Annotated in this window: 19 protein-coding genes; all 19 read right to left on the reverse strand. The window is 37.5% G+C overall.

The genetic code is table 11. The annotated features are described in order from the left end of the window. Window positions 1-10: 10 nt before the first annotated feature. The 19 genes from ACMX3D_RS00795 to ACMX3D_RS00885 all read right to left on the reverse strand — a co-directional run bounded on the left by ACMX3D_RS00795 (window position 11) and on the right by ACMX3D_RS00885 (window position 25,937). A complete protein-coding gene (locus ACMX3D_RS00795) occupies window positions 11-961 on the reverse strand; it encodes an aldo/keto reductase (protein ID WP_482749601.1) in 951 nt (316 codons plus the stop codon). A gap of 72 nt (window positions 962-1,033) precedes the next feature. After that, window positions 1,034-2,704, reverse strand: a complete 1,671-nt coding sequence (locus ACMX3D_RS00800) for an alkaline phosphatase family protein (RefSeq protein WP_482749602.1) — start codon at window positions 2,702-2,704, stop codon at window positions 1,034-1,036. Window positions 2,705-2,796: 92 nt separating this feature from the next. After that, the gene (locus tag ACMX3D_RS00805) at window positions 2,797-4,248 is read right to left on the reverse strand and encodes a sugar transferase (RefSeq protein WP_482749603.1); all 1,452 of its coding nucleotides are present in this window, start codon (window positions 4,246-4,248) and stop codon (window positions 2,797-2,799) included. Between the two features lie 969 nt (window positions 4,249-5,217). Further along, the gene (locus tag ACMX3D_RS00810) at window positions 5,218-6,171 is read right to left on the reverse strand and encodes an NAD-dependent epimerase/dehydratase family protein (protein WP_482749604.1); all 954 of its coding nucleotides are present in this window, start codon (window positions 6,169-6,171) and stop codon (window positions 5,218-5,220) included. Window positions 6,172-6,296: 125 nt separating this feature from the next. Next, complete coding sequence (locus tag ACMX3D_RS00815) at window positions 6,297-7,253, reverse strand: glycosyltransferase family 2 protein (protein WP_482749605.1); 957 nt, start codon at window positions 7,251-7,253, stop codon at window positions 6,297-6,299. Next, window positions 7,246-8,199 carry a polysaccharide deacetylase family protein gene (locus tag ACMX3D_RS00820; RefSeq protein ID WP_482749606.1) on the reverse strand — a complete coding sequence of 318 codons (954 nt, stop codon included), beginning with the start codon at window positions 8,197-8,199 and terminating at the stop codon, window positions 7,246-7,248. Before ACMX3D_RS00820 ends, ACMX3D_RS00815 begins: the two co-directional genes overlap by 8 nt. An 85-nt stretch (window positions 8,200-8,284) precedes the next feature. Next, window positions 8,285-9,949 (reverse strand): glycosyltransferase, encoded by a 1,665-nt coding sequence (locus ACMX3D_RS00825; protein ID WP_482749607.1) that lies wholly within the window; start codon window positions 9,947-9,949, stop codon window positions 8,285-8,287. 135 nt (window positions 9,950-10,084) lie between these two features. Further along, window positions 10,085-12,130 (reverse strand): putative sugar O-methyltransferase, encoded by a 2,046-nt coding sequence (locus tag ACMX3D_RS00830; RefSeq protein WP_482749608.1) that lies wholly within the window; start codon window positions 12,128-12,130, stop codon window positions 10,085-10,087. Window positions 12,131-12,150: 20 nt separating this feature from the next. Continuing rightward, window positions 12,151-13,353 carry a glycosyltransferase family 4 protein gene (locus tag ACMX3D_RS00835; protein WP_482749609.1) on the reverse strand — a complete coding sequence of 401 codons (1,203 nt, stop codon included), beginning with the start codon at window positions 13,351-13,353 and terminating at the stop codon, window positions 12,151-12,153. A gap of 113 nt (window positions 13,354-13,466) precedes the next feature. Next, the gene (locus ACMX3D_RS00840) at window positions 13,467-14,393 is read right to left on the reverse strand and encodes an FkbM family methyltransferase (RefSeq protein ID WP_482749610.1); all 927 of its coding nucleotides are present in this window, start codon (window positions 14,391-14,393) and stop codon (window positions 13,467-13,469) included. A 99-nt stretch (window positions 14,394-14,492) separates the two neighbouring features. Next, window positions 14,493-15,791, reverse strand: a complete 1,299-nt coding sequence (locus ACMX3D_RS00845; RefSeq protein WP_482749611.1) for an ABC transporter ATP-binding protein — start codon at window positions 15,789-15,791, stop codon at window positions 14,493-14,495. Window positions 15,792-15,793: 2 nt separating this feature from the next. Further along, window positions 15,794-16,690, reverse strand: a complete 897-nt coding sequence (locus ACMX3D_RS00850) for an ABC transporter permease (protein ID WP_482749612.1) — start codon at window positions 16,688-16,690, stop codon at window positions 15,794-15,796. A 77-nt stretch (window positions 16,691-16,767) separates the two neighbouring features. Further along, entirely contained in the window at window positions 16,768-17,724 is a 957-nt protein-coding gene (locus ACMX3D_RS00855) for a glycosyltransferase family 2 protein (protein WP_482749613.1), read from the reverse strand. A gap of 2 nt (window positions 17,725-17,726) precedes the next feature. Beyond that, a complete protein-coding gene (locus ACMX3D_RS00860; protein WP_482749614.1) occupies window positions 17,727-18,917 on the reverse strand; it encodes a glycosyltransferase in 1,191 nt (396 codons plus the stop codon). Window positions 18,918-18,972: 55 nt separating this feature from the next. After that, the gene (locus ACMX3D_RS00865) at window positions 18,973-20,052 is read right to left on the reverse strand and encodes an acyltransferase family protein (RefSeq protein ID WP_482749615.1); all 1,080 of its coding nucleotides are present in this window, start codon (window positions 20,050-20,052) and stop codon (window positions 18,973-18,975) included. 165 nt (window positions 20,053-20,217) lie between these two features. After that, on the reverse strand, window positions 20,218-20,919 hold the full coding sequence (locus ACMX3D_RS00870; protein WP_482749616.1) for a class I SAM-dependent methyltransferase: 702 nt from the start codon (window positions 20,917-20,919) through the stop codon (window positions 20,218-20,220). 49 nt (window positions 20,920-20,968) lie between these two features. Then, the gene (locus tag ACMX3D_RS00875; RefSeq protein WP_482749617.1) at window positions 20,969-22,414 is read right to left on the reverse strand and encodes an O-antigen ligase family protein; all 1,446 of its coding nucleotides are present in this window, start codon (window positions 22,412-22,414) and stop codon (window positions 20,969-20,971) included. Further along, the gene (locus tag ACMX3D_RS00880) at window positions 22,404-24,560 is read right to left on the reverse strand and encodes a GumC family protein (protein WP_482749618.1); all 2,157 of its coding nucleotides are present in this window, start codon (window positions 24,558-24,560) and stop codon (window positions 22,404-22,406) included. Before ACMX3D_RS00880 ends, ACMX3D_RS00875 begins: the two co-directional genes overlap by 11 nt. 117 nt (window positions 24,561-24,677) lie before the next feature. Next, on the reverse strand, window positions 24,678-25,937 hold the full coding sequence (locus tag ACMX3D_RS00885; protein ID WP_482749619.1) for a glycosyltransferase family 4 protein: 1,260 nt from the start codon (window positions 25,935-25,937) through the stop codon (window positions 24,678-24,680). Window positions 25,938-25,943: the final 6 nt, after the last annotated feature.

A 25,943-nucleotide genomic window follows, 5' to 3' on the forward strand; every position in this document is an offset into this window, starting at 1 on the left:
AATATATAGCTCAGCGTGGCAGGGGTAGCCTTTCTAATTGCCGCTTCACCCAGTTCAACCCTTTGCGAGCTATGCTGGTTGTGGAAGAAACAGAGTTATCAATTTGTTTAACTTCTGTATCTGATAGTTGCACAGCTACTGAGTTCGCCGAGTCTTCAATACTGGCAGGCTTTCTCGCTCCCACAACAGGCACGACAACAGGTGATTTTGCTCGCAGCCAAGCCAGAAGAATACAGTAAATTGATACACCTTTAGCTGCGGCTAGTTCAGTTACGACTGGGATGGCATCTAAATTACTAGTCCGACGTTTACCGCCAACTCCACCTAGAGGACTCCAGGCGAGAAAAGTGAGTGCTTCTTGTTCGCAGTATTCCAGTACCCCATCAAATTCAGGGTTGCGATGCCAGAGATGGTACTGGTTCTCAACTGCTACAATATCAACGACTTCACGAGCTTGCTTGATTTGGTTGACGGAAAAATTGGAAACACCAACAAACCGAATTAGTCCTGCGGCTACGGCTTCTTTTGCAGGTGTCAAGGATTCTTTGATGGAGTAGTTAGGATCGGGGCTGTGGTACAGCCACAAATCAATGGGTTTTTCTCCACCCAATGCTGTAAAACTTTCCTGAATGGTCTGCCGCAAATGATTAGGATTACCGTTAGGAACCCACTCACCATTAGGTCGCATCAACCCACCCTTGGTAATTGTGAAGATTTGGCTAGTATCGCCATCATACTGTTGCAAAGCTTTGCAGATGAGTCGTTCGTTGTGATGTTTGTCTGACTCATCCAAACAGTAGGAATCGGCAGTATCAAGGAGTGTAATACCAAGCTTTAAGGCATGATGGATTGTTTCAATTGCTTGCGATTCAGGAGGCCTACCACTCAAGGACATTGGCATTGTACCAAGTCCAATTCCACTAATCGGCACTTCTTTATTACTCAGTTGTTTGGTTTCCATATATCTCAAATTAGTTTGTGTGTTTCTTGAAATATAAATCTTGCAAGTATTTCAGGCTAACTTTCACTGGTATTAACTAATCTGAGAAACTGAGGCGGTAACTAGGGGCTTGCCATCAAAGTGTGCAGGAATTGGCGCACCCATTAAACCCAAAATTGTTGGCGGTAGATCTACAACTTCAGCGTTTGTCAACTCGGAGTTAGGGTTAATGCCAGGGCCTTTGGCTAGTAAAAATCCTCGTTCCCAATGTGAACCTGCTCGGAAGTAGGGGATGGGGCCGATTCTACCTAAGTCAGGGCTGTCAACAACATCTGTGATTTGTTCGTTCCACAAAACAACGAGATCGGAATCTGGGAGTGTGGGATCGTTGTCGGTAGCTGATCTACGGGTACGGATAACTTTTTTAACAAGATGCTTGCCTGTACGAGCATCTTTGAGGCGATAAAGAATTTGTGAGATTTCATCGCAAACTGTTGTGTATTCATCAGCAGTGACGATGCCATCTCGTTCTCTGCCTTTGAGATTAATGCGGATGTGTCCGTCAGCAAAGCCAGGGAGGGCAAAGGCTTTCATTTGTGGCCAAAGGGGTTGGAACCACATGACTGGCATCCAGCCCATTGCGATGTTTTGCGCTTCATCTGAGTAAGGAGAACGTAAACCAAACTGACTAGATTTGAGAAATGTTTTATGAGTCCAGGTTTTGAATAATTTAACGATGGGATTAGGCTCAGATAAATTAACCCAAACATTTCCAGCCCAAGTATTTCTGACAGGATTAGTAATTACTGGTGGTGGGGTAGTTCCTACTTGACCTGGAGCGATCGCCACTTTTCCTGGGAAACTATAACGATAGAGTATTTCTGGTAGAAAAGTTTGACTTAACAAATCGCTAAAGTTAAGTCCCATACCATGCGGTGAGAAACATAAGACGTAAGCATTATCGGCAACTTCAGTTAAAATTTCGCCTATGGCTCGGTCAATGTCTTTGTAAGTTTCTAAGAGTGGGTCGGGATCATTGTTGCCCTTGGTTAGATGCTCATACAATGGATGTTCAGGGTCACTGAAGGCATAAAGGTCGTGACCTGCTGTGTGTGTTTCGTTGAAATTTGTTAAAAACAAGTCCCAAGATTCACGACGCAATAAATCACGGCAGATTGCAGAACGGCCTGCAATACTTTGCTTTAGTGCTTGCTTTTCCCAGTCAATGTAAGCTTTATCCCACCAAATTCCATTGTCATTGTAAAGAATGGGATTTTTGCCATGCTTTTGAATAATTTCTGGAAGGATCGCGGAAGGTTGAGAAGCATTAGGGGTATAAGGGTAAGTTCCTCCCCAGCCCAAAATTTGCACGCCATTAACGCGATCGCTAATATTTGTGTAAGGTTGATCGAAGACTGCTACCTTGTATTTATCTCCCAAGGCATAGAAGGGCGGATGTTTTTCATAGTCATACCCGCTATCGCAAAGTTCACAGGAGATTTCGTAACGATGGGGATAGTATTTCACGATATCCCAGTATCCTGTTTTATCGGCTTTGCGGCCAGTAATGAATGCAGGCCATAATGCTTCTGTTGAGGTCAGTTCTTCTTGTTTACCACAATATTCAACTGTATTATTTAAGCGGCCGTATATTCCCTGTTCACGTAAGTAACTGAACGTTTTCAGGTGTCCTTGATTCATCCATTTTTCTAATAACCAAGGATCGCCAGCGTCCAGACCAATAACAATTACTTGATTTTTCATTACAATTTCCTATCTATTACCCTGATGAAAATTGGTCAAATCTTGAATTTAAGCAGTTAAATTTTCTAGTAAAAATGAATGTAATTTTGCTTTTAGTACGCGCCCTCTTTTTTCAAAACAACTTTAACTGTTCTAAATAGAATTTCAAAATCTAATTTTAGTGACCAATTTTCAATGTAGTTCATATCCAGATTGATTACTTGTTCAAAATCTAAGATGTTTGACCGTCCTGAGACTTGCCAAAGACCTGTAACACCAGGTAATACTTCTTGACGCAAAAAATGATGGTCTAAAAATTTTTCTACATCTCTAGTCGGCAGTGGACGAGGGCCAACAAGACTCATTTCTCCTAACAAAACGTTAAACAGTTGTGGTAACTCATCCAAGCTGTAACGGCGGAGAAATTTTCCTATTCTGGTAATGCGAGGATCATCTTTGATTTTGAAAATTATGCCATCTTTGGTTTCGTTTAAAGCTTCTAATTCTTTTTGAAGTTTATCAGCATCAGGTCTCATTGTCCGAAATTTCCATACCTGGAATGGCCGTCCACGTAGACCAATACGGGTTTGCTTATAAAATACTGGCCCTGGAGAATCTAGTTTGATGGCAATGGCGATCGCTAGATAAATTGGGGAGGTAAGTATTAAAAACAAAGCAGTAAAACAGAAGTCAAAAATCCGCTTTAACCAGAAGTCTCTACCAATAATTGTTGGACAACTAACACTTAAACAGGGCATTCCGCCAACTTTTTGAATGTACACTTGTCTGTGTATTGGTTTTAATTGCATGGGCAGAATGTTTACTGTTATGCCCGATGCTTGAAATAGCCAGCATAAAAACATTCTATTTTTTATAGCATCCCAAGCTATAAAAACTTCTGTTATTCCCAGTCGGTTTAGTCTTTCCAAAGTTGCTTCACGATTATATCTGTCTAATGATTTAGCTGTATCATTACCACGAATTATGTAACGTTTTTCGTTTTTGATAAATTTACTAACTTGTTCATAATGCTCAGGTTCGCAAATTATAAAAACGGAGTTACAACCTAGTATTTTTCGCTGACGCAAATATTTAAGAGATAATTCAATGAGTGATCTACCAGTGATTACTAAAGTTGTACTCAGCAACCAAGATATAATTAATGTCTGCTTAGCAGATTCTATAATTGGTTGATATAAAACACTAACCAGTAATATTAATCCGTGGGCAAAAGTTAGGCTTTTAATAATATTAAAATAATCACAACGTTGCCGCCCTGATTGATATGTACCTTGGAGAACTAATACTCCTATTTGTATCAAAATTACCTGAGGTATGTAATAGTTTTTTGCGTAGCCAGCAGCATTTACAGGTAAAATATGATATTGTGCTAATGTCCATGATAAAAACAAAGCAAAGCAATCTACTAGTACTAATGTTAGTATCCGCAGCCACCAAGACCCTTTGCTAAGCTTCAAGAATGCAGAAGCACGTAAATCTAAGGCAGAATTACGCAAATTATTGTAATAAGTTACATGCTTGGTAGTAGTACTTTGATGACTCATAATACGACCTGATTTTTTTATGTTAAATAAATTTTGTTAAAAACGCATGTATAATTTAGCAAGTAAATACGTAATTCTTACAGTTTTGTTTACTTAGACGGTATCGTATCTTTATAATCACAGAGTTGCTTTGCTCAGTAAAAATAGTAGTTTTTGAAACATAGAAGTTTTTCTATTTACTTGGTAAATCTTAGTGTCAGTAGAAAAAAAAATTGCTAATTTCTAAGTATCTTTATTGAAGTTTTACATTTTTTGGATTTATTTGATATTTATGCCTCTGTAACTTGTGTTCTGCTTTATATAATGTTATGTTCTTATACTATGTCAAATAGTACTCATAAGTAATATATATAATACAGTAATATTACTTAAGTCTAAATTTAATGTGAAGTGATTTAAGAACATCAAATGATTGCAGAGATACAGGCGCTCGCATTCAATAATTTTCTATGAGCAAAACCATTACACGTCTGTACCCTCATCACTATTAAGGGACTTCTAGAAAATAAAATATACAGTGTATAAGAATAATAATCATTCCGATGGGAAAAGAGTAAGGGAGAGGCGGACTGCGGCCGCCTCTCCCTTACTCTTTTTGTAGTAAATGGCTTGAAGAGAATTAATTATTCACGAAAAAGTAAGCTTTTGAAGCCTCTACGCCACTTGCTACAACACGGTTTTCCCGACTTGAGGCGGCTGGAGTGAGGAACATAGTCAAAACGCTGACCACGGACTTCAATAGTCGCAATTCGCAATTATGCTCCGATCCAGGTCTTTGGTGGAGCTTGGGCTAAGTCTCATCCCTATAATTTGCTTACTACAGGTGAGGTATGGTCTTGTAGTAATCAACTACATCCGTAATTAGATTTTCGCAACGATGCGCGTCTCCCCACTAATTGAAGGCTTTTCTCAAGACGTCTAAGAGCGTAGTGGTTGATTACAATTTCTGTAAATCAGTTTTAAAAGTCATTAAGCTGGGCAAGCAAAGGGATAAAACTTTATATCTTGGTCAATTAAAGTCTGTAGACCTGATTTTAGCGACCACTGAGGCGTAAAACCTAACATTAAAAACGCATTTGAGATATCAGCATGTGAATGCTGAATATCTCCTGGACGGGCAGGCATAAAATTAGTTACTGATGAGTGCTGAGGAAAACAAGTTTTGAGAATATCAACTAACTCAATCAGAGATATATTTTTTCCATTACCCAAATTACAAATTAAAGAAGAACCTGGTTTTAGAGGAGTAGTTAAAGCTTTTGCAAATCCATTTGCCACATCTTTAACATATATAAAATCTCGTGTTTGAGTCCCATCTCCATAAATAGTTAAAGGTAGACCTTGCTGCATAGCATCTACAAAAATTGAAATTACACCAGAGTATGGAGAATTAGGTTGCTGTCTAGGGCCAAATACATTAAAAAGGCGTAATCCTACAAATGAAAAACCTAATTGTTTGGCAAATAATTTGGCATATTGTTCGCACACCAGTTTTTGTAAGCCATAAGGAGAAATGGGATAAGTTAGTTGATTTTCGGAAATTGGTAGTTGCGTTGGATTGCCATATACAGCTGCTGAACTGGCAAAAACTAGTCTGGGAATGTTTAAGGCTTGGCAAAGTTGAAATACAGCGATGGTTGCAGAAAGATTATTGTGATGTGCCTTTAATGGTTGCAGCCAAGATTGCGTCACCGACGGAGTAGCTGCTAGATGGGCAATTCCATCAATCGGCTCAGTAAAATCCTGTGGTTGGCATTTGGATATATCTTTTATTAGTAGTTTGAGTTGAGGATGCTTAGGTAAGTTTTGCAAATTACCTGTCGATAGGTTATCAACTACTGTGACATCATGACCATCTGACAAAAGCTGTTCTGTCAGATGAGAGCCGATAAAGCCGGCTCCACCAGTGACAATAAAATGCATAATTTTTTGCAAGTTGTTAGTTTAAAAACAAATATTTTCATCAAGATTGGAGATAAACCTAAGTCCATCTCTGCATTACTCCTATTTTCTATGAGTGCAAGCAGAGGTATTGATTAAGTCCGTACTTACTGACGGGCGAGAAAGGGCAGAATTTTCCGCTCTATACGATATAATCTAGATTTAATTCGTTGGAAGGGGTATAAAAGGAAGTATAGTCTCGGATGATGATATGGCCACAACCCTTTCTGTAGAGCCTGCCAAACTTCAGCATTCTTGACATTTTCTTGAGATAAATACTCCGCTACCCAGTTTAAGAATGCTAGGTGTGAGGGATTTGTCTTAATAGGATGGTATTGCCCTATTGTTTTAGCAATAGAACAACTAGAACCAGGATGTTGTCGATATCTATCCCAATAATTAGTCTCTACAAATATAGATGCTTTGAGATAAACCTTAGCAAAAAAGGCTTGATCTTCATACATACCTCGAAAGCGCTCTTCAAATCCCCCAATCTCTTGAAATAATTCACGTCGGATCAATACACTACAAGTAGCCGGTGTTTTAACTTTTTTTTGCAATAAAAGTACTAGCAGTTTTGGTGGATGGAACAAACCATTGCTCGGAATACCAAGTTCTCTAATGCAGTCACGTTTGCTATCTTTAGGATTCCCCGTCCAACTGTACCAAAACTGAGTTGAGCCAAAAACTACTTTTGCTTGAGGATTAGATTCCATGATTGCTAGTTGCCGTTTTAGTTTCTGCGGTAACCAAACATCATCAGCATCTAAGAAGGCTATATATTCACCTTTAGCATTACGGATGCCCACATTGCGCGTTGCACTCATACCAAGGTTTTGATGGTGCTTATGTTCTAGATAGCGGACTTTTTCTGGATACTTTTCGGCATATTGCAAGGCGATCGCTGTGCTACCATCAGTAGAACCGTCATCTACTAGCAACAGTTCCCATTTGTCATAAGTTTGAGCAAATACGCTTTCTATCGCTTCTTCAATAAACTTCTCAGCATTCAAAAAAATAATAATGGCAGAGACTAAGGATTTTTTATTTATCTGTTCAGTCATTAAACCACCTCAGAAGTCGCTTGACAAACTCTTCTCCATCCCAGTTTTCGACTTGAAAGCGAGGAAACTGAAAACAGTCGCTACCTTGCCAGACTGTACCGGGTATCGTAGAGCAGCCGCAAGTAAACCCAGCTTCTTGAATTAGGCGAACTGTTTGGGCTGTATAGTTTCCAAATGGATAGGAAAAACTCGTTACTGGGTAGTTTAAAAGCTCTTCTAAATAAGCTTTGCTGCGCTGAATTTCCTCTTGCTGAAAGGCGATTGAGTGGGCAGAAAGAAATGGGTGTGTAACTGTGTGAGCGCCAATTTTCACAAGTTCTCCTTGCCCTAAAACACATACTTCTTCTGGCAAAAGGGAGCGATAATTCGAGCGAATTTCTAGTTTGGTATTACTCCAAGTGAGTATTTGATCTAGTGCCTTTAGTTGCTCTTGTTCTGGTAAAGGTTGCAATCTCTGCCAAACTGAGTAATAGAAAAACAGTCTAGAGTTTGGCTTACCTTCCCAAGCTTTAACTTGGCGATCGCGTTGATATTCTTTTTCACTGTAATAGACTGCTTCACCTAACTCCCACTGCTGGTTAGTATTTTTAACACTCAGGGAAAGTTTCTCAGGTAGACTTCCCGGTTGTAACAATAACCGCTCTAGTTCGTCCCACCAAAACTCTCGTTTCCGTCCCAAATGACCAGTAGTGATAAAAACTGTTGCTGGAATGTTGTATTGCTCCAGCAGTGGTTTAGCAAGATGAAGATTATCAGCATAACCATCGTCAAAGGTGATAGCTACTGATTTATGTGGAATATTTCCATCCCGATGTACTTGGGCTAATTCCTGTAATCCAATAGGCTGGAAGTATTTTTGCAACACTTCTAGATGTTCAGCGAAGTTGTGCTGTGTTACACATAACGACCAAGGATCTGTATCTACCTCAGCTATCCGGTGGTACATCAATATCAATCCCTTGGGTTTAAACAGTTTCCTCACTCGCTGAATAGCTCGCTGCAATTTCCTATTTGCAAGCATAGTTATCGCGTTACTGAGGTTTAACAGATCTGACTGTGATTAAAACTTGATACTGAGGATCACTATAATTCAGTTCTTCTGGAGTTAATTCTTCTGTGGCTACCCCATGCAAAAAAGCGATCGCAGCCAGCACATTTCCAAAACTTTCAACTTCAAGATGTGTTTTTGGGAAAACTTCTTCAAACAATCGCTGCATTGATAGAGTTGTGAAACTCCAGCACCAGTAATCAGCCCATACGTCAGCACTCCTCTGGCTAATACCAGGAACGGTTGCTAGTAATACTCCACCAGGTTTGAGAATACGGTAAATAGTTTGTAAGGCAGTTCGCAGATCGTAGATTAGATGAATTGTCTGAGTGAGAATAAAACAATCGAAGGCATCTGAAGGAATATTATGGGCGTTAGTTAAGTCACCTATAATAGTTGCCTCTGGGTTTCCTTCTACTATATGTAGTACATCACGTTGAGTAACGCGATCACCACCAAATCGGCGTGTATATGATGCGTCACCAATCTCTAATACTCGTCCTTGCACATCCTTAGCCTGACGCTCAAGAAAATTCTCTATATAGTAGCGATCGATGGGAAGACCTCTGTCATAACCAAACCCCCTACTGATAGGAGTTAACCGTCGCAGAGAGCCAAAATCTAGCATTCCCGTTGGTGGACGATATTTCTCTCCAAGGAATTGAGAACCTAACCAACGGTGGAGAGGTGATGGTAATGTTTGTTGTGCGATTTGTTTCAATTGTTTGTTATTCATGAGAATTAGGTTTATCAAATTAAAATTTATCTGCTCTACAAAATGTTGGACACGCTTTGTTAGTTTTGACAAAATTGGATAGTGATAAGCCCATAACTGTCTTTGAAGAGCCTGCCAGACTTCTGTATCTTCGACTTTCTGTTCAGTCAAATACTTCTCTAACCAGTTAAGAAAAATTAAGTGTGCCTTTTCATCTTCGCCTGTGTACATTGAAAGATACCAGCTAGAATCATAACGTTGCCGATACTTTTCCCAGGATCCATCCTCAACAAATACAGGGACTGTAAGAAAGATTTTGGCTAAAAAGACTTGATCTTCATAGAGGTTCTGAATACTTTCTTCAAATCCACCAATCTTTTCGACAAACTTACGCTTCACTAAAAAACTACAGATGCAAGGAACAGCTCCCCCATGTCCGAGCAAAAGTTTTAGCAATGATGGAGGCTGAACCAACCTATTGGACTGAATACCTAGTTCTGGCATATAGTCTCGTTGACGAGCTTCAGGATTGCCTGTCCAGCTATGCCAATACAAGGTACTACCATAAACCATAGCAGCCTCTGGATAAGCCGCTAAAATTGCTAACTGTTTTTCTAGCTTGAGTGGCAAGAAAACATCATCAGCATCTAGAAAACAAATATATTCTCCTTTAGCATAATTTATGCCTAGGTTACGTGAAGTACTTTTACCTCTATTCTGATGCTTATCGTGTTCTAAATAGCGAATTTTATCAGGATATTTTGCGACATATTCTTGAGCAACTGTAGTACTGTTATCAGTAGAGCCATCATCTATTAATAAAAGCTCCCAATTTTCATAAGTTTGATAAATTACGCTCTCTATTGCTTCTTGTAAGAAATTTTCGGTATTGAAGAATGGGGTAATAATGGAAATCAATAACTTATTACTCATTTGATTTCAAGCTTTATTGAGATAATAAATAATTGGAATATTTTTCATACACATTCAAATTTTTAACATTTATTATTCCAATATAAATTTTAAGAAATCTATTTTTTATGCTTGCTAAAATAAAAATTTGCAAGTTTACAGCATTTCAAAAAGGTAATAGGATGTAGGACTTAAACCATATTTTTGCACATTTACATCTCTATATTTTAGTGACTTTGCAATTAATTTATATCCTTGCATTTCAAGTATCTGAAGGAAGTCTTGACCATCATTTGTCAATAGTTCACGACCTCCATCTTTTATAACATTAGGAACTATCATAATATATCTAACCTGTATTTTTCTTAAAATATTTATCCACCATTTAATAGCTGAAATAGTACATTCTGAGAAGCTATGAACATTTATAGCTAAATCGATAGGCTGAGTTAAGAGAGTATTTTCTACTTCATAAAGAGGAATAACTTTCGCTTTTTCTTGAAGACTGCGAAAACGAATATAGTATTCACAAATAAAAGTTGATACTGGTACAGCATCTGTACAAAAATAATTATTTATATTTGGCAAAGCTTTTGTCATACGGTGTGCTAATCTGCCATAACCTGCACCTATATCCAATATATTTAAATTAGGGAATTTTGAAATATTTAATTCCTTTTCTAGGAAATATATTTCAAGGATAGAATCTAAGAGATCACGGCTGACTATTTTGTCATCTACTGAATAAGTCAAAACACCAAATTGGTTATCTTCTTCCAGCTTATCTAAAAGATGCAAGCAGTCTATTGTTTTAATATAATATGTAGTTAAAACATAATTAATTTCTAAATTACCATCTAAAATTTGCCAAATGTAGCCATTATCGCCTCGGAAATATTTTATTTCCTCAGGCTTTATATAATCATCTGTCCAAATTAGAGATTTTACAACAGCAGAATCTACTTGCGAATATTTCCTCTTTAAATCTTTAAGCCTTTCGTTGTTTGGCTGTAAGTAACTCTCAGCACAACTGGGTAAAGATGTATGATAGTTAACTTTTTCTATTTCTGGATTGTGTTGATGATTCAGAAATAAATTTTTTAATAATTGCAAATTATAATGTTTATGGATAGATTTTAACAAATCTTTGTATTTTTTTTGAAAATTCATAGTTATCTTATTATTTAGCAAAATGAATAATTTCAGACTACAAGCTCTATTAAAAAGCTGCAAAGCGGTGTATTTATTTTTTTTAAAAAAGTAGTAATTTAGCTTTAATAGCTGATAGCTAAAATGGCGCAAAACTTTATTAAAATGTTTTTTAGATTCTGCCCGATCAAGTTTGTAGTAATTGCAAAAAGCATGATGTAAATGAAATATTTGTTTTATAACTTGATTAATTTGTTGTATATTCAGATTCTTTAGCTCCTCTAACTCACCAAGGCATAACGAAGTCATTTCTTGAAGGAATACACTATCATTCCATGTATCATATGCTTCCCATTCAAGTAAATATCCTATATTAGTAGCCTTGATTTGCAGTGGTTCATCATCTACTATATTTCCATAAGTAGCTGTCATCGATGAAGGATTTATCCGCAAATTCACTAGATATTCATCTAGGTTTGCCACTTTTAAGCTGCGGACGATTCTCCACCACAAATCATAATCTTGAGCATAAGAATAAGCTTCATTATATAACCCTATCTGCTCCGTAATAGTGTATTTACGAAACATTACAGCACTGTGTACAAAAGGACAATAAAACAAAATTTCCCAACGAATTTGTGTGCTGTTACAGGGTAAACTGCGCTTTCCAATTAAGTTTCCTTGTGGATCAATATCTTTATACCATGTACCTACTAATGCTACGTCGGGGTGTGTTTCCAGAAAAGCAACTTGCTTGGTTAACCTTTCAGGTTCTGAAATGTCATCTGCATCTTGACGAGCAATAAATTCACCTTCAGCTAATTTCAGTCCCTTATTTAGGCTTCGCGTTAAGCCAAGGTTGTACTCGTTATCTATCAACCGGATACGTAGATCGTTATAGGAACAAATAATTTCTCGCGTGCTATCTGTAGAGCCGTCATTAATAATTAATAACTCAAAGTCTTGGAAGGTTTGGCCAAGAATACTATCTATCGATTCCCGAAGGTAGAATTCTCCATTATAAACTGGCATTAAAACTGTAATTTTAGGCATTGATTATTACCTCATAAAATTTAAGCATATTTAATCTTTTTAATCACATTTTCATAGTATCTTAAGAGTTCTTGTACTGTATTTTCAATAGCCAATTCTTGAACTTTCCACTTTGCTGCTTGACCAATTTCATTCAAACTAGGGTGCATCCATACTTCATTTATTTTGGTAGCTAGTGCATTTACTTCACCCGCAGGTACGAGAAAGCCTGTCTCTCCCTCAGTTAGCAGTTCGTCAAAACTAGCGCCAATTGTCCCAATAATAGGTTTACCCAATGCCATAGCTTCTAAACAAGCATTAGGTAAGTTATCAATCAAAGAGGGTAAAACAACGAGCTTAGCTCCAGCGATGACAGGATATAACTGGGTATGACGTATCTGATCTATAAATGTGAGGCGGTCTGTATACTGGTTACACAATGAAAAAGCATATTTCTTCATGGAAGGTGCCAGAGAAGATGATACATCTTTCCCTACAAACACAGCATGACAGTCTGGATACTTCTTAAAGACTTGAGGTAGCGCTTGAGCTAATATATGAAATCCTTTATGGAGTTGAAATCGACCGAAGAATAGTAGATATATTTTGCCTTGTAAGTAGTTATTAAAAACAGATAAATCCCAATCCGTCGTTTCTAAATAAAAAGGTGTACGAATGACCCGAACATGATTTATTTTTGCTTTTTCGGCTAATATTTGTTTAAGAGTATAACTTGGTGCATATATATGCTTTACCTGGCGCATCTGTAGCCACTCTAAGTATTCTACAATTCTATCATCGTGACTGCGCTGCTCCTTAAAGCTTTCATACCAGACCGGACGATATGCAGAAATACGTGTTACTTGTGGAATAGGCAAAAGAAGGCTTGATACAAAACCACACGCATCCCAATCAGGGAATTGAACAATATCGAAAGGCTGTTGCTTGTGTAATTCTAAAAGCTTGCGATAAACCTGAAAGCTAAAGTCCAAACATTGTGCTGTTTGGGGAAGGCGGTATCGAGTTACTTTATTTAGCCTTTGTCGTATTTTTCCTGAAGTTAGGCGATGAATTTGAATACCTTCATATTCAAATTCACCTTGAGCAATTTCTGAAAGAACTACAATATGAACCTCATGACCTAAAGAAACTAATGCTTTAGCTACTCGATGTAAATAGTTCGCCAAACCACCACTAAAATATTTTTCAGTGACATATTCTGTCGTAGCAAATCCAATACGCATATTTATTGTTATTAGAAACGTATAAATATTATTTTTTACAAATTTTATGTAAATATAAAATTCACCTTATACAAATGCGATTAAATTCATGTATGTGTGAAATATTAAAGCTACTAACGAAATGCAAAAACATCAATACGCAGATCTTTAGCATTATAAACAGGACGATGGATAAACGGTTGTTCTGCTGGATTTTCACCTTGAATGTGTATTCTAAATCCTGCATTTTCCAAGACAGCAAAAAAATCACTTAGTCTTTGTGGTTGGTCAATAAATGAATGATGTTCAACAAAAATGTTTTCAACATTGTGCAATAAGTCTGCACAATCTTGAAGAACATTTGTCTCAGCGCCTTCAATATCAAGTTTTAACATACTGCAAGGCTCATGTAGATAATTGCGAAGACGCTTGACAGGAACAACAATTTTCACTTTTTCATTTGTTACTTCATCAGCAAATTCAGCAATATGACCACCATCAGCGCCATTAGCTAAGAACTCAAGCTCACCATCAAAAGTCCATAAGCCAGCTTGAATAAGCTTCACAGAGGACAAGTTTTTGCAATTAATAGTTAGCAGCTTAAATATTTCTGGATCAGGTTCAAATGCAACAATTTCTGAATCAGGATAAATGTTTTTCCAATACAAAACAGTTGCTCCAACATTAGCTCCACAGTCTATAATTCTGGGCTTTTTTAATGAAGTAATAAAATCGCAACTTCTCTTTTGAAAATAGTAATTATAAACCTGAAGTACTGTCGCAGCATCAACTGTTAGAAGCTCATGTCCAAAAATTGAAGTCTTAGTTGGAACTCTGCGAGGTAATACTGAAAGTCGTTGTAATTCATTAGTCAGATAAGTATTGGATAACATTCCTGAATTATTTATTTTAACTTTCTCCCTATTTCTTAACTTATTTAAAGCTTGGCGAAATACTGGAGGTGTCAAGTCACGTATAACTGATTTCACTATACTGTGATTCATTGTAATAACCTCAGTTAATTTAAAAGTATATAAACACATTTCATCATTTTTTTTCAAAGGGAATCAATGGATAAAAAGTATTAAAATATGATTTTTATTAAAATCTATGAATGACTGATGTTCCCTTTGGCAATATCTGTTGGATGTCTGTCAGCTTTAAAGGCGTATACTTGAACTTTCATAATGCCAACTTCTAGGTTGATAAAATGAACATTCACTCATATCTACAATTCCATCAACTTTAAAGTGAAAGGCTTCAACCATGTCAAGCATAAAAAGTAAAGGCAATGTTACGTAAATTTTAGCCACATATGATCCAGGTTTCAAACAAAGAAACGGCATTTTAAGTTTTATTTCATGCTGCCCAGGAGAAAAGTCAAACAAATTTCTATCACTAGAACTACTTAAACGAAGAATGCGTTCTCCGTCTCTTGCTTTGTCATGCACCAATATAACAATATCAACCTTCTTAAAATTCATTTTTGCTTTAATACCGATACATAAATAAATGCTGCTGCTACTGAAAGGAGTTTCAAGAATTTTATTACTTTCATCTTTAAAATAGACATAGATTATGTCTAATCCTGTACTCTTATCTATATTTTTTTCAGTTAGAAATAGCGATCCTGTTTGGGAGCTAACATCGTTCGAGAAAAGTCCTTCCTCATACTTACGCATCACCTCATGAATTTCACCTGTTGAAGTTATGTCGCCCTGAGACAGATAAATAGCTGATTCACAAACAGCTAGAATCGCATTAGGATCATGAGAAACTAAAATAAATGAGGTTTTCTTTTCCCTTAGTTTTGCAAGCTGACGATAGCATTTGGCTCGAAATCGCATATCTCCAACAGCCAGAACTTCATCAATTAACAAAATATCGGGTTCAGTATGAATTGCACTCGCAAAACCTAACCGTGCTGCCATCCCAGAACTGTAAGTCTGCACAGGTGCATCAATTGCATCTCCAATTTCTGCAAACTCTATAACTTCATCAAATCTCTCATTAATTTCTTTTTTAGACAATCCTAAAATAGCCATATTGGCATAAATATTTTCTCGCCCTGTCAAAATCGGATTAAACCCTGCTCCCAAAGCAATTAATGGTGCTACTCGACCATTAACTTCTACACAACCGCTATCAGGTTTAATTAAACCAGCAATAATCCTTAGTAGTGTTGATTTTCCACTACCATTTTTACCAACTAAGCCTAATGCTTCTCCTCGACGCAATTCAAAACTGACATTATTTAGCGCCCAAAATTCTTGTTCTCGCAGTTTATCACTCTTTTCCCGTAGCCCTAATAATTCCGAGGTTATATCCTGAACACCATACATCAAAGACCGCTTTAAATCTCGACAAAACTTTTTAGAAACTCCCTTGACTGAAAGGACAATATCACTTTCTTTATTATGAGACTTTGTAGCTATTTCTTCTTGATTAATAATTGTCATAATTATGAACTAATCCTCTCAATTACAAAGGGCATTGCTAGACGATAGATAATCCACGCTAATAGCAATCCTAAAATTGCCATTAAACTCGCTAACCAAAAACCCTGCGGATCTGATATAACGCCTGTTGTTGCTAATTCTCTCGTTGTTACCAATAAAGGTGTAACTGGATTTAGCTTCACAATACTGCCAAATACTCCATTACTAGGAACTGGATAAACTACTGGGGTAAGAAACAACCAAAATCCAGTAATTAAGGTTAATGCCCTAGAAAAATCTTGATATAAAGCACCCATTGGGGCTAACAATAAACCGATAAATGTTCCTAGTAACACTAAATGAATTAATGCAACTGGTGCTAAAATTATGCTCCAAGTTACGGGTATTTGAAACCAGATAAATAATCCTAAAATTAATATGAGCTTGATGCCAAAGTTAAAAAATACTTCTCCTAATTTGGCAAGAATTAGTGCTTCACGAGGAAAGTTAATTCTTGCCAGCATTGACTTGGCATTTGTGATTGCTTGGGGTGGGCCGTTTAGTGCTTCTGTGAAGGTTTGCCAAAGTGTCATACTGAACATGACATAGGCGGGATACGGTAACTCTGTATTACCAATATTGACAACGCCATTACTTTTAGCAAAAGTGAAACCTGCTGCCGTAATTATTGGCGGAATAAATGCCCAAAAAATACCTAAAAATGATTGACGGTATTGAGCGCTAATATCTCTGACTAAAAGCCGCCAAGCTAATTCTCGCGAGGCTAATAAATCTCGCCACATTTCTTTGAATAATTTAAAGGGATGCCTTATCCGGCTCTCAGATGTGTATACAGATCTAGTTGTTCCTAATTCTGCTTGTTGTATTTGATGAGGTAGTTTACTTATCGATCTACTCATAACTACATACTGTAATATTACTCATAATTTTTCTAGATTTCAATACATTTTAAAAAGTAGAGAGAATACAACAAAAATCATCGTGAAAAATTTAAAATTTGCCCGTGCAAAAAACGGGTTACACTTCGCACTCCATCGTAGCCATTTGGCCCAAAAAAACGTATTAATAAGATTGCTAGACTGAGCCGTATATAGTTATTAGTAAGGCATATTTGTGGATAATTACTGTAAGCTTGCTGGCGGAAAGATATTGCTTCTTCAATATTTCCTTCATCTATTGAGTTCCATGCTTGGTAGAGGTTCATGTAGCTATAACTTCGGTTTTGCAAGTACAACAAATCTAAAGAAACTGATTGGAAGTTTTTATCTATGGTTCGGCGTAAATCTTTTACCATCTCCTGGCGCTTTTTAGACATACTATTTGTGTGCTGTCGCCATAAAGTTAATGGTTCTTTGACCACTGCAAATGGGTAATGAACTGCAATCCGAATCCACATATCTCGATCAGCTGCACCTGAGAGTTCTGGGTCAAACAGTCCAACTGTTTCAAAGCAACTCCGACGAACCATCGCTGAACTACCATTGCCAATCATGTTAGCCACGAGAATTTGCTTCCAGACATTTCCTTCGAGTCGGGATGCAAGTACTCTATTTATAGGCTTACCAAAAGCATCAACCAGATGTGTCCAAGTATAGACCAGACCTGCTTCTGGATATTCCTCAAAACGACGTATTTGTTTTTCCAGTTTAGTTGGTTTCCACAAATCGTCTGCATCTAAGAACGCTAAATACTCTCCGTTTGACTGCATGATACCTGTATTCCGTGCAGCAGAAACCCCCTGATTTTCCTGTGAAATCAGTTTGACTCGCTCATCTGTAATATTATTAGCCCATTGCACAATATTGTCTGAACTGCCATCATTGACAATTAGCAATTCCAAATCAGAAAAGGTTTGCGCTAAAACACTTTCTACCGTTTCTGGAAGGAATTGCATAGCATTGTATGCGGGAATAACTACAGTAACTTTTGGCATATTCAACTCTTTAAAGCAAGTTGTTGAGATTGGTTAATCATTTGCATGATTAAATCGCGATAGCGTAGGGCAACAATATCCCAGCTAAAACGCATAGCATTCTGTCTAGGCTGCATTTTCCAATTTCTACTCAAAGCTTCTGCAATGGTGGCAGCATAAGCATCTACATCAGTTACATCGCATAAGATGCCACCATCAGCAACAATGTAACGCCGCATCTCATCATTAGTTGCTACTACTGGTAAACCACAAGCCATTGCTTGTATGTAGGCTTGTCCGAATGGTTCATCTATGGAAGGAAGGGTAAATATATCTGCACATCGATAGACATCAGGCATTTGATGGAAAGGAAATTTCTTGATTACAAAGCGCTTAATTCCCAGTAATTCTTCACCTAGCATTTGAAAATAATTGTGATCAGGGCCATCTCCACAAAGTAAAAGACTAACTTCAGGCAAACGGGCGATCGCGCGAATTGCCAATTCAACTCGTTTGTGATCACTACGATTCAAACTAGCAACACACAAAGCTATAGGCTTTTTCAGCCCCACATCAATATAAGTACCTTCTGGCTTAAACCATCCCATATCTACACCGTTGGGAATGATTGTGACAGCCTGATTTGGATGTAAACCTGTAACAAATTCCGCCATCTTTTGAGAGAAAACAACCAGATGATTTGGACGAAATCTTAGACTTCGCGCTAGTGAGCTTCCACCATTAGTCAAGCCAGTATGTGCTTTGAATAGAATTGGTGTACCAGTCAGTCTCCTGACAAAAGCAGCCATTGCCAAACCGCCATAGTCATTGCAGGGAAAAATCAAATCAGCTGGCTGCTTTAAAAGTCGCAAAGCACAGGGTAAAAAACTAGTTAAATGCTCAATGACTATATCAGGATGGGTACAAAATTTACTCATTGCTGAGTTAATCAAAGGATTTTGTAATATCTGACGAGCCTTTACACGCGTAATACCACCAGCCGGGTAGTAAAAAGGACTGCAAGGAGATCCTGCGAGTAGTTCTATCTCAAAATCCGAACCAAGGCGATGAGCAATCTCAATCGCAAAGTTTTCTGTACCACCACTCCAATTAACTCCTGCACTGGGATGAACTATGGCAACTTTGTAAGTCTTTTGAGACTTCCTGCTCTCTTTTTGATTATTCTTCCAGCCGACAAATTGTTGTGTCATCATATTTTTACTTTATTGCTTATTTTCTTTTATATATTCCTTTTTATCTTCAATTAAACTATTCTATTTTAGCTACTATTAGTTTTGTAATTACTACTAAAGGCTTTTCCAAATATTTATAAATAAAACAACCACAGACTAAAGATATACTAATAATTATTAAACCCAAAAAGTTTATTTCCATAATATTTTCAATAATATCAGGTTTTACTGAATAAACAAATTTAGTTATATTGTTTATAAAAAAGCCGTGAGTTAAATAAATAGAATAGGAAGCATTACCTAAATAAATAAAGGCATTGTGTATATTAATTTGATTTTTAAATTCTAAATTAACCAAACCTATAATTAATAATGCTGATACTATTCCGAAAACTATTACTCGTAATTCTTGATATTTCAAAAGGTAGGAAAAATTTCCTATTGATAAACCATACAATAATAATGCACTTAAAATTATTTTCTTTTCATTTTTTATGACGCTTTTCAAAAATATATAAGCTGTCAAACAACCTAAAAAAAACTGTAGATTGTGTAAATTAAAAACAAAATCTAAAATCAAGTTATTTGAGATATCAGTTATAGCTAGAAAATTGAGAATTATTCCACACAACCAAAACATGATAATCAGAAAATAAAACTTTGGTTTAAACCATATGGATAACCCAAATAAAATATAAAAAAGCATCTCAAAGCTTAATGTCCAACTTACTCCTAAAAAACTACTAGAAAGTATATTTCTATCTTGAGGAAATAAAAGAAAAGCTTTAACAATTTCGACAAAATTACGCTGACTAGTATCGACATCGTAATTAAATAAAAAAGAAGAAATTAATTTTGTGGATAAAATTATCCAGTAAAGGGGATAAATACGTATAATTCGTTTGATAAAAAATAATTTAGTTTTAGATTTATCACCAATATCATGATGATGATTATAAAAGATAATGAAACCGCTGATTACAAAAAACAAATCTACACCTGAACCACCAAAATTGAATAGAGAAAACAAAAAATCTTGATGGAAATTCTGATTAAATATTAAATCCGTATGTGCCAAAACTACAAGAAGTGCTGCCACTCCGCGCAAAGCTTGGATGAGAGTGATTTTTTTCTTAAATTTTAAAGAATTAGTCATTGAAGTTTATTTATCTAGCTATGCTATTTTTCAGAATTATTGGTCTTAACAATGCTTGTTTTTTAGAAAAGGCAAATAAATTTTGATGGATAAAAGAGTTAAAACATTCGACAAGATTTTAACTCAATTAACCTGTAATAAAAAAGTTTGATGAAATAAAATCATTTACCTTGCTAATATCATTAGAGAATAACCACCAAGGACACGGACAGCTAAATCCTGATGAATAGAATAAAAAACTTTCCTTGGTATTCTGGCGATATGATTTCTGATTGATTTAGCTGGTAGTTCAACGTATCCAGCAGTATAGAAGTAATCTAGCAATTCATAACCAGAATCTTTCAAGAATTCTAAAGCAGTTTCTTTTGTAAAATAATGGATATGTCCTACGGATTTTCTTAATTCAATAATTGGATGTTGGCGCAAGACTGATTGTACTGAAATATCTAAGGGTATGTGAAAAATTTTATATTGACTCTTAGATTTGATATTTCTCAAAAAACTGAAGTAGTCTTCTAAATGCTCTAGTAAATCAATTACTAAAATCATATCAAAAAAAACAGCATTTTTTTGTGTAATATCTGCTATTTCAAATTGAAGATTTTCATTAGAGTGAATTTTACAAAACTCAATTGCTTGTGGAGAAATATCATATCCCCAAAACTTGCACTCATTACTCATGTTTTTTTGTAATTGCTGAAGTATTCCTCCAGCACCACATCCTACTTCGCATATTGTGTTTGGTGAAAGTTTATTCTGCGTGATAATTTTGATAATTTGCTGTGATTTCCAAGGTGAATCTTCGACGTGCCAATTTGGATTGTTCTGTAGATATTCGCCATCTGTATAAATTTGCTGTGAAATCATTGATTAACTCCTCAAACAGTGAACCTATTAAGTTACAAGATAAATGGCATTAAAGTAGACCTTCTTCAGGCTGTCGTTCATTCCAGTTCCAACCAGCTACTGCCAATAAAAGCCACCAATAGAAGAAGAGAGTGGTGTGAGTCAATATGTTGTCTGTACACATTCCCACGAGTAGTCCAGACAAAATAGCCATCAGGGTTAAGCAGAGATCTCGCTGAGAGCTTTTGGGAGGTGAAGACCGCATTAACTGAGCAAGACGAACAAACTGCGCCCCAAGAAATGTGATAAAAGCTCCTAAACCAACTATTCCTCCTTCAGCTAAGGCACGAATATAATCGTTGTGTGCATAATAGCCAGTAAATACAGTTAAGTAAGGAGTAGTACCCAAACCGTAACCAAAAATTGGTGAATTTTGCCAAGCTTGCAGTAAGAAAGTCCATTGAGCAATCCGCCAATTAAAACTGTTTCCATCTGAATTTGACAATAAAATAGCCCGTGATATATCAATGTCTGGATTCAAAAGTGGAGTTGCTAAGATAGAATTTAAACGCTCTTGTCCAAATTCAGTACTAGTGAATAAGCTGATTATTACTACAAAGAGTAATATGCCGGTGAGTAAATTGAGTAAGTTCAATTTAGGAATAATTAACACTAGTAAAAAAACCAATAGCATGAATAAAATAGTTAGAGCCTTAGTGCTAACTATGAAAAAAGCAAGTGTAGCCAGCAGTAGTATCCACGGCAAACGTTGGTATGTCCGTCCTATTTGCCAACAAGTTAAGCCAATAAATAGCAATAAGAATGATGCAAAGGTAGCTGGATGACCGAGAGTACCATTAATCCGAGAACCCACTTCAAATTGCCCATGAGTGTCAAACACAAGAAAAGGGGGAAGAAGCGAAGGAGGTATCAATACCTGGATTAATGCTATTGTCAGTGGTATGACCAGACTGAAGAACAAAGTTGCAATCATTTTTTCAGGAGGAATCCGCTCCTGAAGTTGCATTACTAATAGATAAGCCATCAGCCAGGAGAATAGGCGTACCCACTCACGCATACCAACTAATAATGCGTTTGATGTAAGTGAAGGCTCTAACGCTAACCCACCTAAAGGTAATAGTATTAGCCATAGCCCTTGTAATGTGACCCAGCCAGCAAAGAACCACCAAAATTTATCTGTGCGGACAATGCGTCCTGTCAACAACGAAACTATTACATACAACAAAGTCAGAGCATCTAGCCCAATAGCAAAGGCGGCTGGTATCTGTTGATCTGAGAAGACATCCAAAGAACTACGCAATATTAGTAGTCCCAATACGGTTTGCTCAAACTTGGTAAAGAAGTAGTAAATCATCCCGACTGCAACTATGGCTAAACCCAATAGCTTGGGGCTAGTTCCTGCCAAGAATCCTGCAAATATAGCAGCCCCTATACCTGCCAACCCAAACAAGATTGCTAAAGCCACAGAGCGATTTGTGCTTTGATTATTTAACATCTTCCGACTCCAAGCGATCGCTAGAAGTGTGAGACACTTTTTGAGTGGTCAAACGTCTTTCAGATTGGTATGTATAAACGGAATGGCGGTAATATTTTTCCACATCAGTAGTCATGTCATTCACCACGCCTCCCAATATGGGTATGCCATTTTCAGTTAATTCTGATACTGTCTTTTGCAGAACCTCCTTACGAGTCAAGTTGGGACGGGTGACCAAAACCATTCCGTGGCTTTGCTGAGTCAATGTAGCAGCATCAATGCTTGCACATAAAGGTGCAGTATCTATAATTACTAAATCAAAATGTGCGGCGGCTTCTGCCATTAAGGATTTCATGGCTGTAGACTCTAGCAACTGAGAAGGATGTTGGTGTAATTCACCACAAGTTAAAATTGAAAGATTTTCAATTGCTGTTGGGCGTATCACTTCCAGTAGAGATTGATTTTTTTCTAGAACCTCGCTGATTCCTGGTGTTGCAGTTAAATCAAATAATTGATGTTGTATTGGTTTATGCAAGTCGGCATCAATAATCAATGTGCGGCGTGACAACATAGCAGAGACAGTAGCTAGGTGTGAAACGACAATTGATTTACCTTCACCAGAGAGGGCGCTACTAACAACTATCAGTCGCAAGTTCTCACGGCAGCGAAATTCTAGGGTCTTGAGAAGCATTCGATAAGGCTCAACCAAACCCGCATCATTTAAGAAACTGTCTACGGAATCTAGCTTCAGGGTGGTAGCTGTCAGACGTGGCAATACTCCTAGCAATGGCAACTTGAGTAACTCTTCTGCCTGCGACGCATCTCTCAAGGTGTTATCCAACACCTCCAATAACAACACAACCCCAACGGCTAAAATCATCCCAAAGAAACTAGCAATTACTAGTACTACTGACTGCTTGGGTGATGCAGGTGTATCAGGTACTGTCGCTTTAGCAATAATACGGATATTACTGACTAGTTGAGCCTCAGCGATCCGTGCTTCTTCCAATTTGCTTTGTAGTAATTTCAGAGAATCTGCCGCTTCTTGTCGTTGGCGAACTAGAGTGTTGAGAGTTTCTTGTCTAATTGGCAGTTGTACTAGATTAGCCTGGAGTTTAGCACGCTGGACTTGAACAGTCTTGAGTTTATTTTCCAAGGCCGATCGCTCGATTTTTTGGGTAATCAGTTGAGATGTCAAGTTCTGGGAAAGCTGATCATTAGCGACTTTTTCTGGTGCGATCGCCCTATTATTAGGTGAAACCAGAGCCAGTTTTTGTAGATACAACTGACGTAAGACATCCCGTCGTTCGATCAAGTTGAGCAAGCTAGGATGATTCTCGGTAAAACGCACACGAGCTTCAACTACCTGTGCTTCTAAATCTGCCAATTTAGCCCGTAAATTTCTCAGTTCTTCATCCCCACCACCACGTACTGCTGAATAAGCATTGTTGAGATTGCCAGCTTTGGTAATTTGTTCTAAGTTAGCAATACGAGACAAAGTTTGTTGCAGTTCACCTACAAGAGTCCGCTCTTGATTTTCGACTGTTGCTAGGCTTTCTACTAAAGTTTTTGTTTGTTCTTCTATAGAGACAATACCACTTTTTTTTCTGTAGATATTTTCAGATGCTTCTGCTATTTTCAGCCGCGATCGCTGTTTGGGAACTTCAACTTCTAAAAATTGCCTCACAGAACGAGCTTCGGAACTAATTGTATCCGCACTTTCCTTGACCATTGTTTCTGACACAGCATTCAGAACCTTGGCAGCTAAAACAGGATCTGGCGAGCGGTAGCTTAGTTCCAGAATGTTGGTTGCTGGAATAATTTTGACTTTCAAATTCGCACTCAGTTCGCCGGTTGAGATGCTTTCTGGAGGAGAAATTTGTGCGATCGCTTTTTGCAAAACCTGTTGCGACTTAATTAATTCTGCTTGCGTAGCTAGTGGGTTAGAACCTCCAGGTGTAGTTAAAGGCACTTGGCTAAGGTCACGTCCTAATTGAGAGACGCTTACTTGTTTTTCGTCTAGTATTAGCCGCCCGGAAGTTTCATACAATCTTGGGGCAACAGCCAAGTAGACAACTGACCCACCAATGACTGAAGTAAATGTAGTTATGGCAGGTATACTACGCCGTTTCAACACCTTTGCTAAAGATGAAATTTCTTTTCCCATTAGCTTTTGCTACCTCAACTACTTTGTAGGAAATAACAGGCTGATACATCCTGGAATTCAACTTGATTTTCTCTGTGCAGAAATCTAGATATTTTTGAATTTAATTACACAAAATAATTATTTTTCTGAGACTGTGGCATGTTCAGAAATTACAGCTTTATGTGCAATAACTGCACTTGGAGTTTGTGGTATTGAGTTAACTCCACCTATTCTCATAGCATGAGATTCGGATGTATTGATAGTTGCAGGGGAATTCAACAGTGTTCTATATAATTTCAAATTTTCAGTGGTAATTTGTTCCCAACTATAATTGAGTTCTACATACTTTTGGGCATTATGAGCCATGATTGCTAATTCCTGGGGATGATTAATCGCCCAGTTTAAGCAACTAATACAAGAGTCTTGGTTTCCCGCTTGAAAGAGGATGCCACGTTGCTCACTTAACAACTGCTGATGGGGCGGAATATCACTTGCCATTACCGCAATACCTTCTCGCATTGCCTCTAGCATCGCTAAAGGTAATCCTTCCACATCAGAGGGTAAGACGAATAACCCGGCTCCCCGAACAATCTCTGCTAGACGTTCTCCGCGCAGTTCGCCGACAAATATGACTTCTCGATGCTCGGCAATAGTATTTAATAACTTGGAGACATAAGGCTTAGTATCGCTAATGCCACCAGCTAAAACCAGTTTCCATCCTGGCGGTTTGAGTTTACAGAAAGCTTCGATCAGTAAGTCAGGGCGCTTTTCTGGTACAAGTCTGCCTAAAAATAGAATATAGCGCCCTTGGATTAAATTGAGAGAAGTGCCATAAGAAAAATTAGGATCTGATTCAGCATAGTTGGCAGCTGCGTTAGGGATGTAGACTGTCTGCCGACCGTAAGTTTGCAAAAAATAAGATTGTAAAGCTTTTGAAACTACTATTAGCCCGTGAGCAAAGCGCACGGCTGTCTTTTCTCCTGTGAGAATTAGGCGACTAGAAAAGTGACCCCACTTAGCCCGTTGCCAATCTAAACCTTGACAGGTAACAACAATTTTTGCCTTTTTGGCGGTCAGTCTTGGTAACCAAGTAAAAAGAGATGGGCCAAGGGCATGAAAATGAATGATATCGTACTGCGTACCAGAAGCAGCGATCGCTCCCAAAGCAGAGCTAATAAAAGCATCTATACCTCTAAAATCAAAACCAGGCAAAGAAATAACTTGAACACCCTGAAAGTCATAATGATCAAACCAACGGCAATCAGTGTAGGAAGACCGGGCAAATAAATCAACACTATGACCCTGCTGTACCATCCGAGGATACACTTCTGCACAGTAATGTTCAATGCCTCCCTGTCTGGGTGGTAGACCTTTGACACCAATAACAGCAATCTTCATGAATTT

It is taken from the genome of Anabaena sp. TISTR 8404 (genome assembly GCF_056847745.1).

Coding starts and splice junctions, on each gene's coding strand:
- ACMX3D_RS00815 (WP_482749605.1), bottom strand. CDS start 7,253: ATGACTGAACAGATAAATAAAAAATCCTTAGTCTCTGCCATTATTATT.
- ACMX3D_RS00805 (WP_482749603.1), bottom strand. CDS start 4,248: ATGAGTCATCAAAGTACTACTACCAAGCATGTAACTTATTACAATAAT.
- ACMX3D_RS00885 (WP_482749619.1), bottom strand. CDS start 25,937: ATGAAGATTGCTGTTATTGGTGTCAAAGGTCTACCACCCAGACAGGGA.
- ACMX3D_RS00850 (WP_482749612.1), bottom strand. CDS start 16,690: ATGAGTAGATCGATAAGTAAACTACCTCATCAAATACAACAAGCAGAA.
- ACMX3D_RS00860 (WP_482749614.1), bottom strand. CDS start 18,917: ATGATGACACAACAATTTGTCGGCTGGAAGAATAATCAAAAAGAGAGC.
- ACMX3D_RS00820 (WP_482749606.1), bottom strand. CDS start 8,199: ATGTACCACCGGATAGCTGAGGTAGATACAGATCCTTGGTCGTTATGT.
- ACMX3D_RS00880 (WP_482749618.1), bottom strand. CDS start 24,560: ATGGGAAAAGAAATTTCATCTTTAGCAAAGGTGTTGAAACGGCGTAGT.
- ACMX3D_RS00830 (WP_482749608.1), bottom strand. CDS start 12,130: ATGCCTAAAATTACAGTTTTAATGCCAGTTTATAATGGAGAATTCTAC.
- ACMX3D_RS00865 (WP_482749615.1), bottom strand. CDS start 20,052: ATGACTAATTCTTTAAAATTTAAGAAAAAAATCACTCTCATCCAAGCT.
- ACMX3D_RS00795 (WP_482749601.1), bottom strand. CDS start 961: ATGGAAACCAAACAACTGAGTAATAAAGAAGTGCCGATTAGTGGAATT.
- ACMX3D_RS00870 (WP_482749616.1), bottom strand. CDS start 20,919: ATGATTTCACAGCAAATTTATACAGATGGCGAATATCTACAGAACAAT.
- ACMX3D_RS00845 (WP_482749611.1), bottom strand. CDS start 15,791: ATGACAATTATTAATCAAGAAGAAATAGCTACAAAGTCTCATAATAAA.
- ACMX3D_RS00800 (WP_482749602.1), bottom strand. CDS start 2,704: ATGAAAAATCAAGTAATTGTTATTGGTCTGGACGCTGGCGATCCTTGG.
- ACMX3D_RS00835 (WP_482749609.1), bottom strand. CDS start 13,353: ATGCGTATTGGATTTGCTACGACAGAATATGTCACTGAAAAATATTTT.
- ACMX3D_RS00825 (WP_482749607.1), bottom strand. CDS start 9,949: ATGAGTAATAAGTTATTGATTTCCATTATTACCCCATTCTTCAATACC.
- ACMX3D_RS00855 (WP_482749613.1), bottom strand. CDS start 17,724: ATGCCAAAAGTTACTGTAGTTATTCCCGCATACAATGCTATGCAATTC.
- ACMX3D_RS00810 (WP_482749604.1), bottom strand. CDS start 6,171: ATGCATTTTATTGTCACTGGTGGAGCCGGCTTTATCGGCTCTCATCTG.
- ACMX3D_RS00875 (WP_482749617.1), bottom strand. CDS start 22,414: ATGTTAAATAATCAAAGCACAAATCGCTCTGTGGCTTTAGCAATCTTG.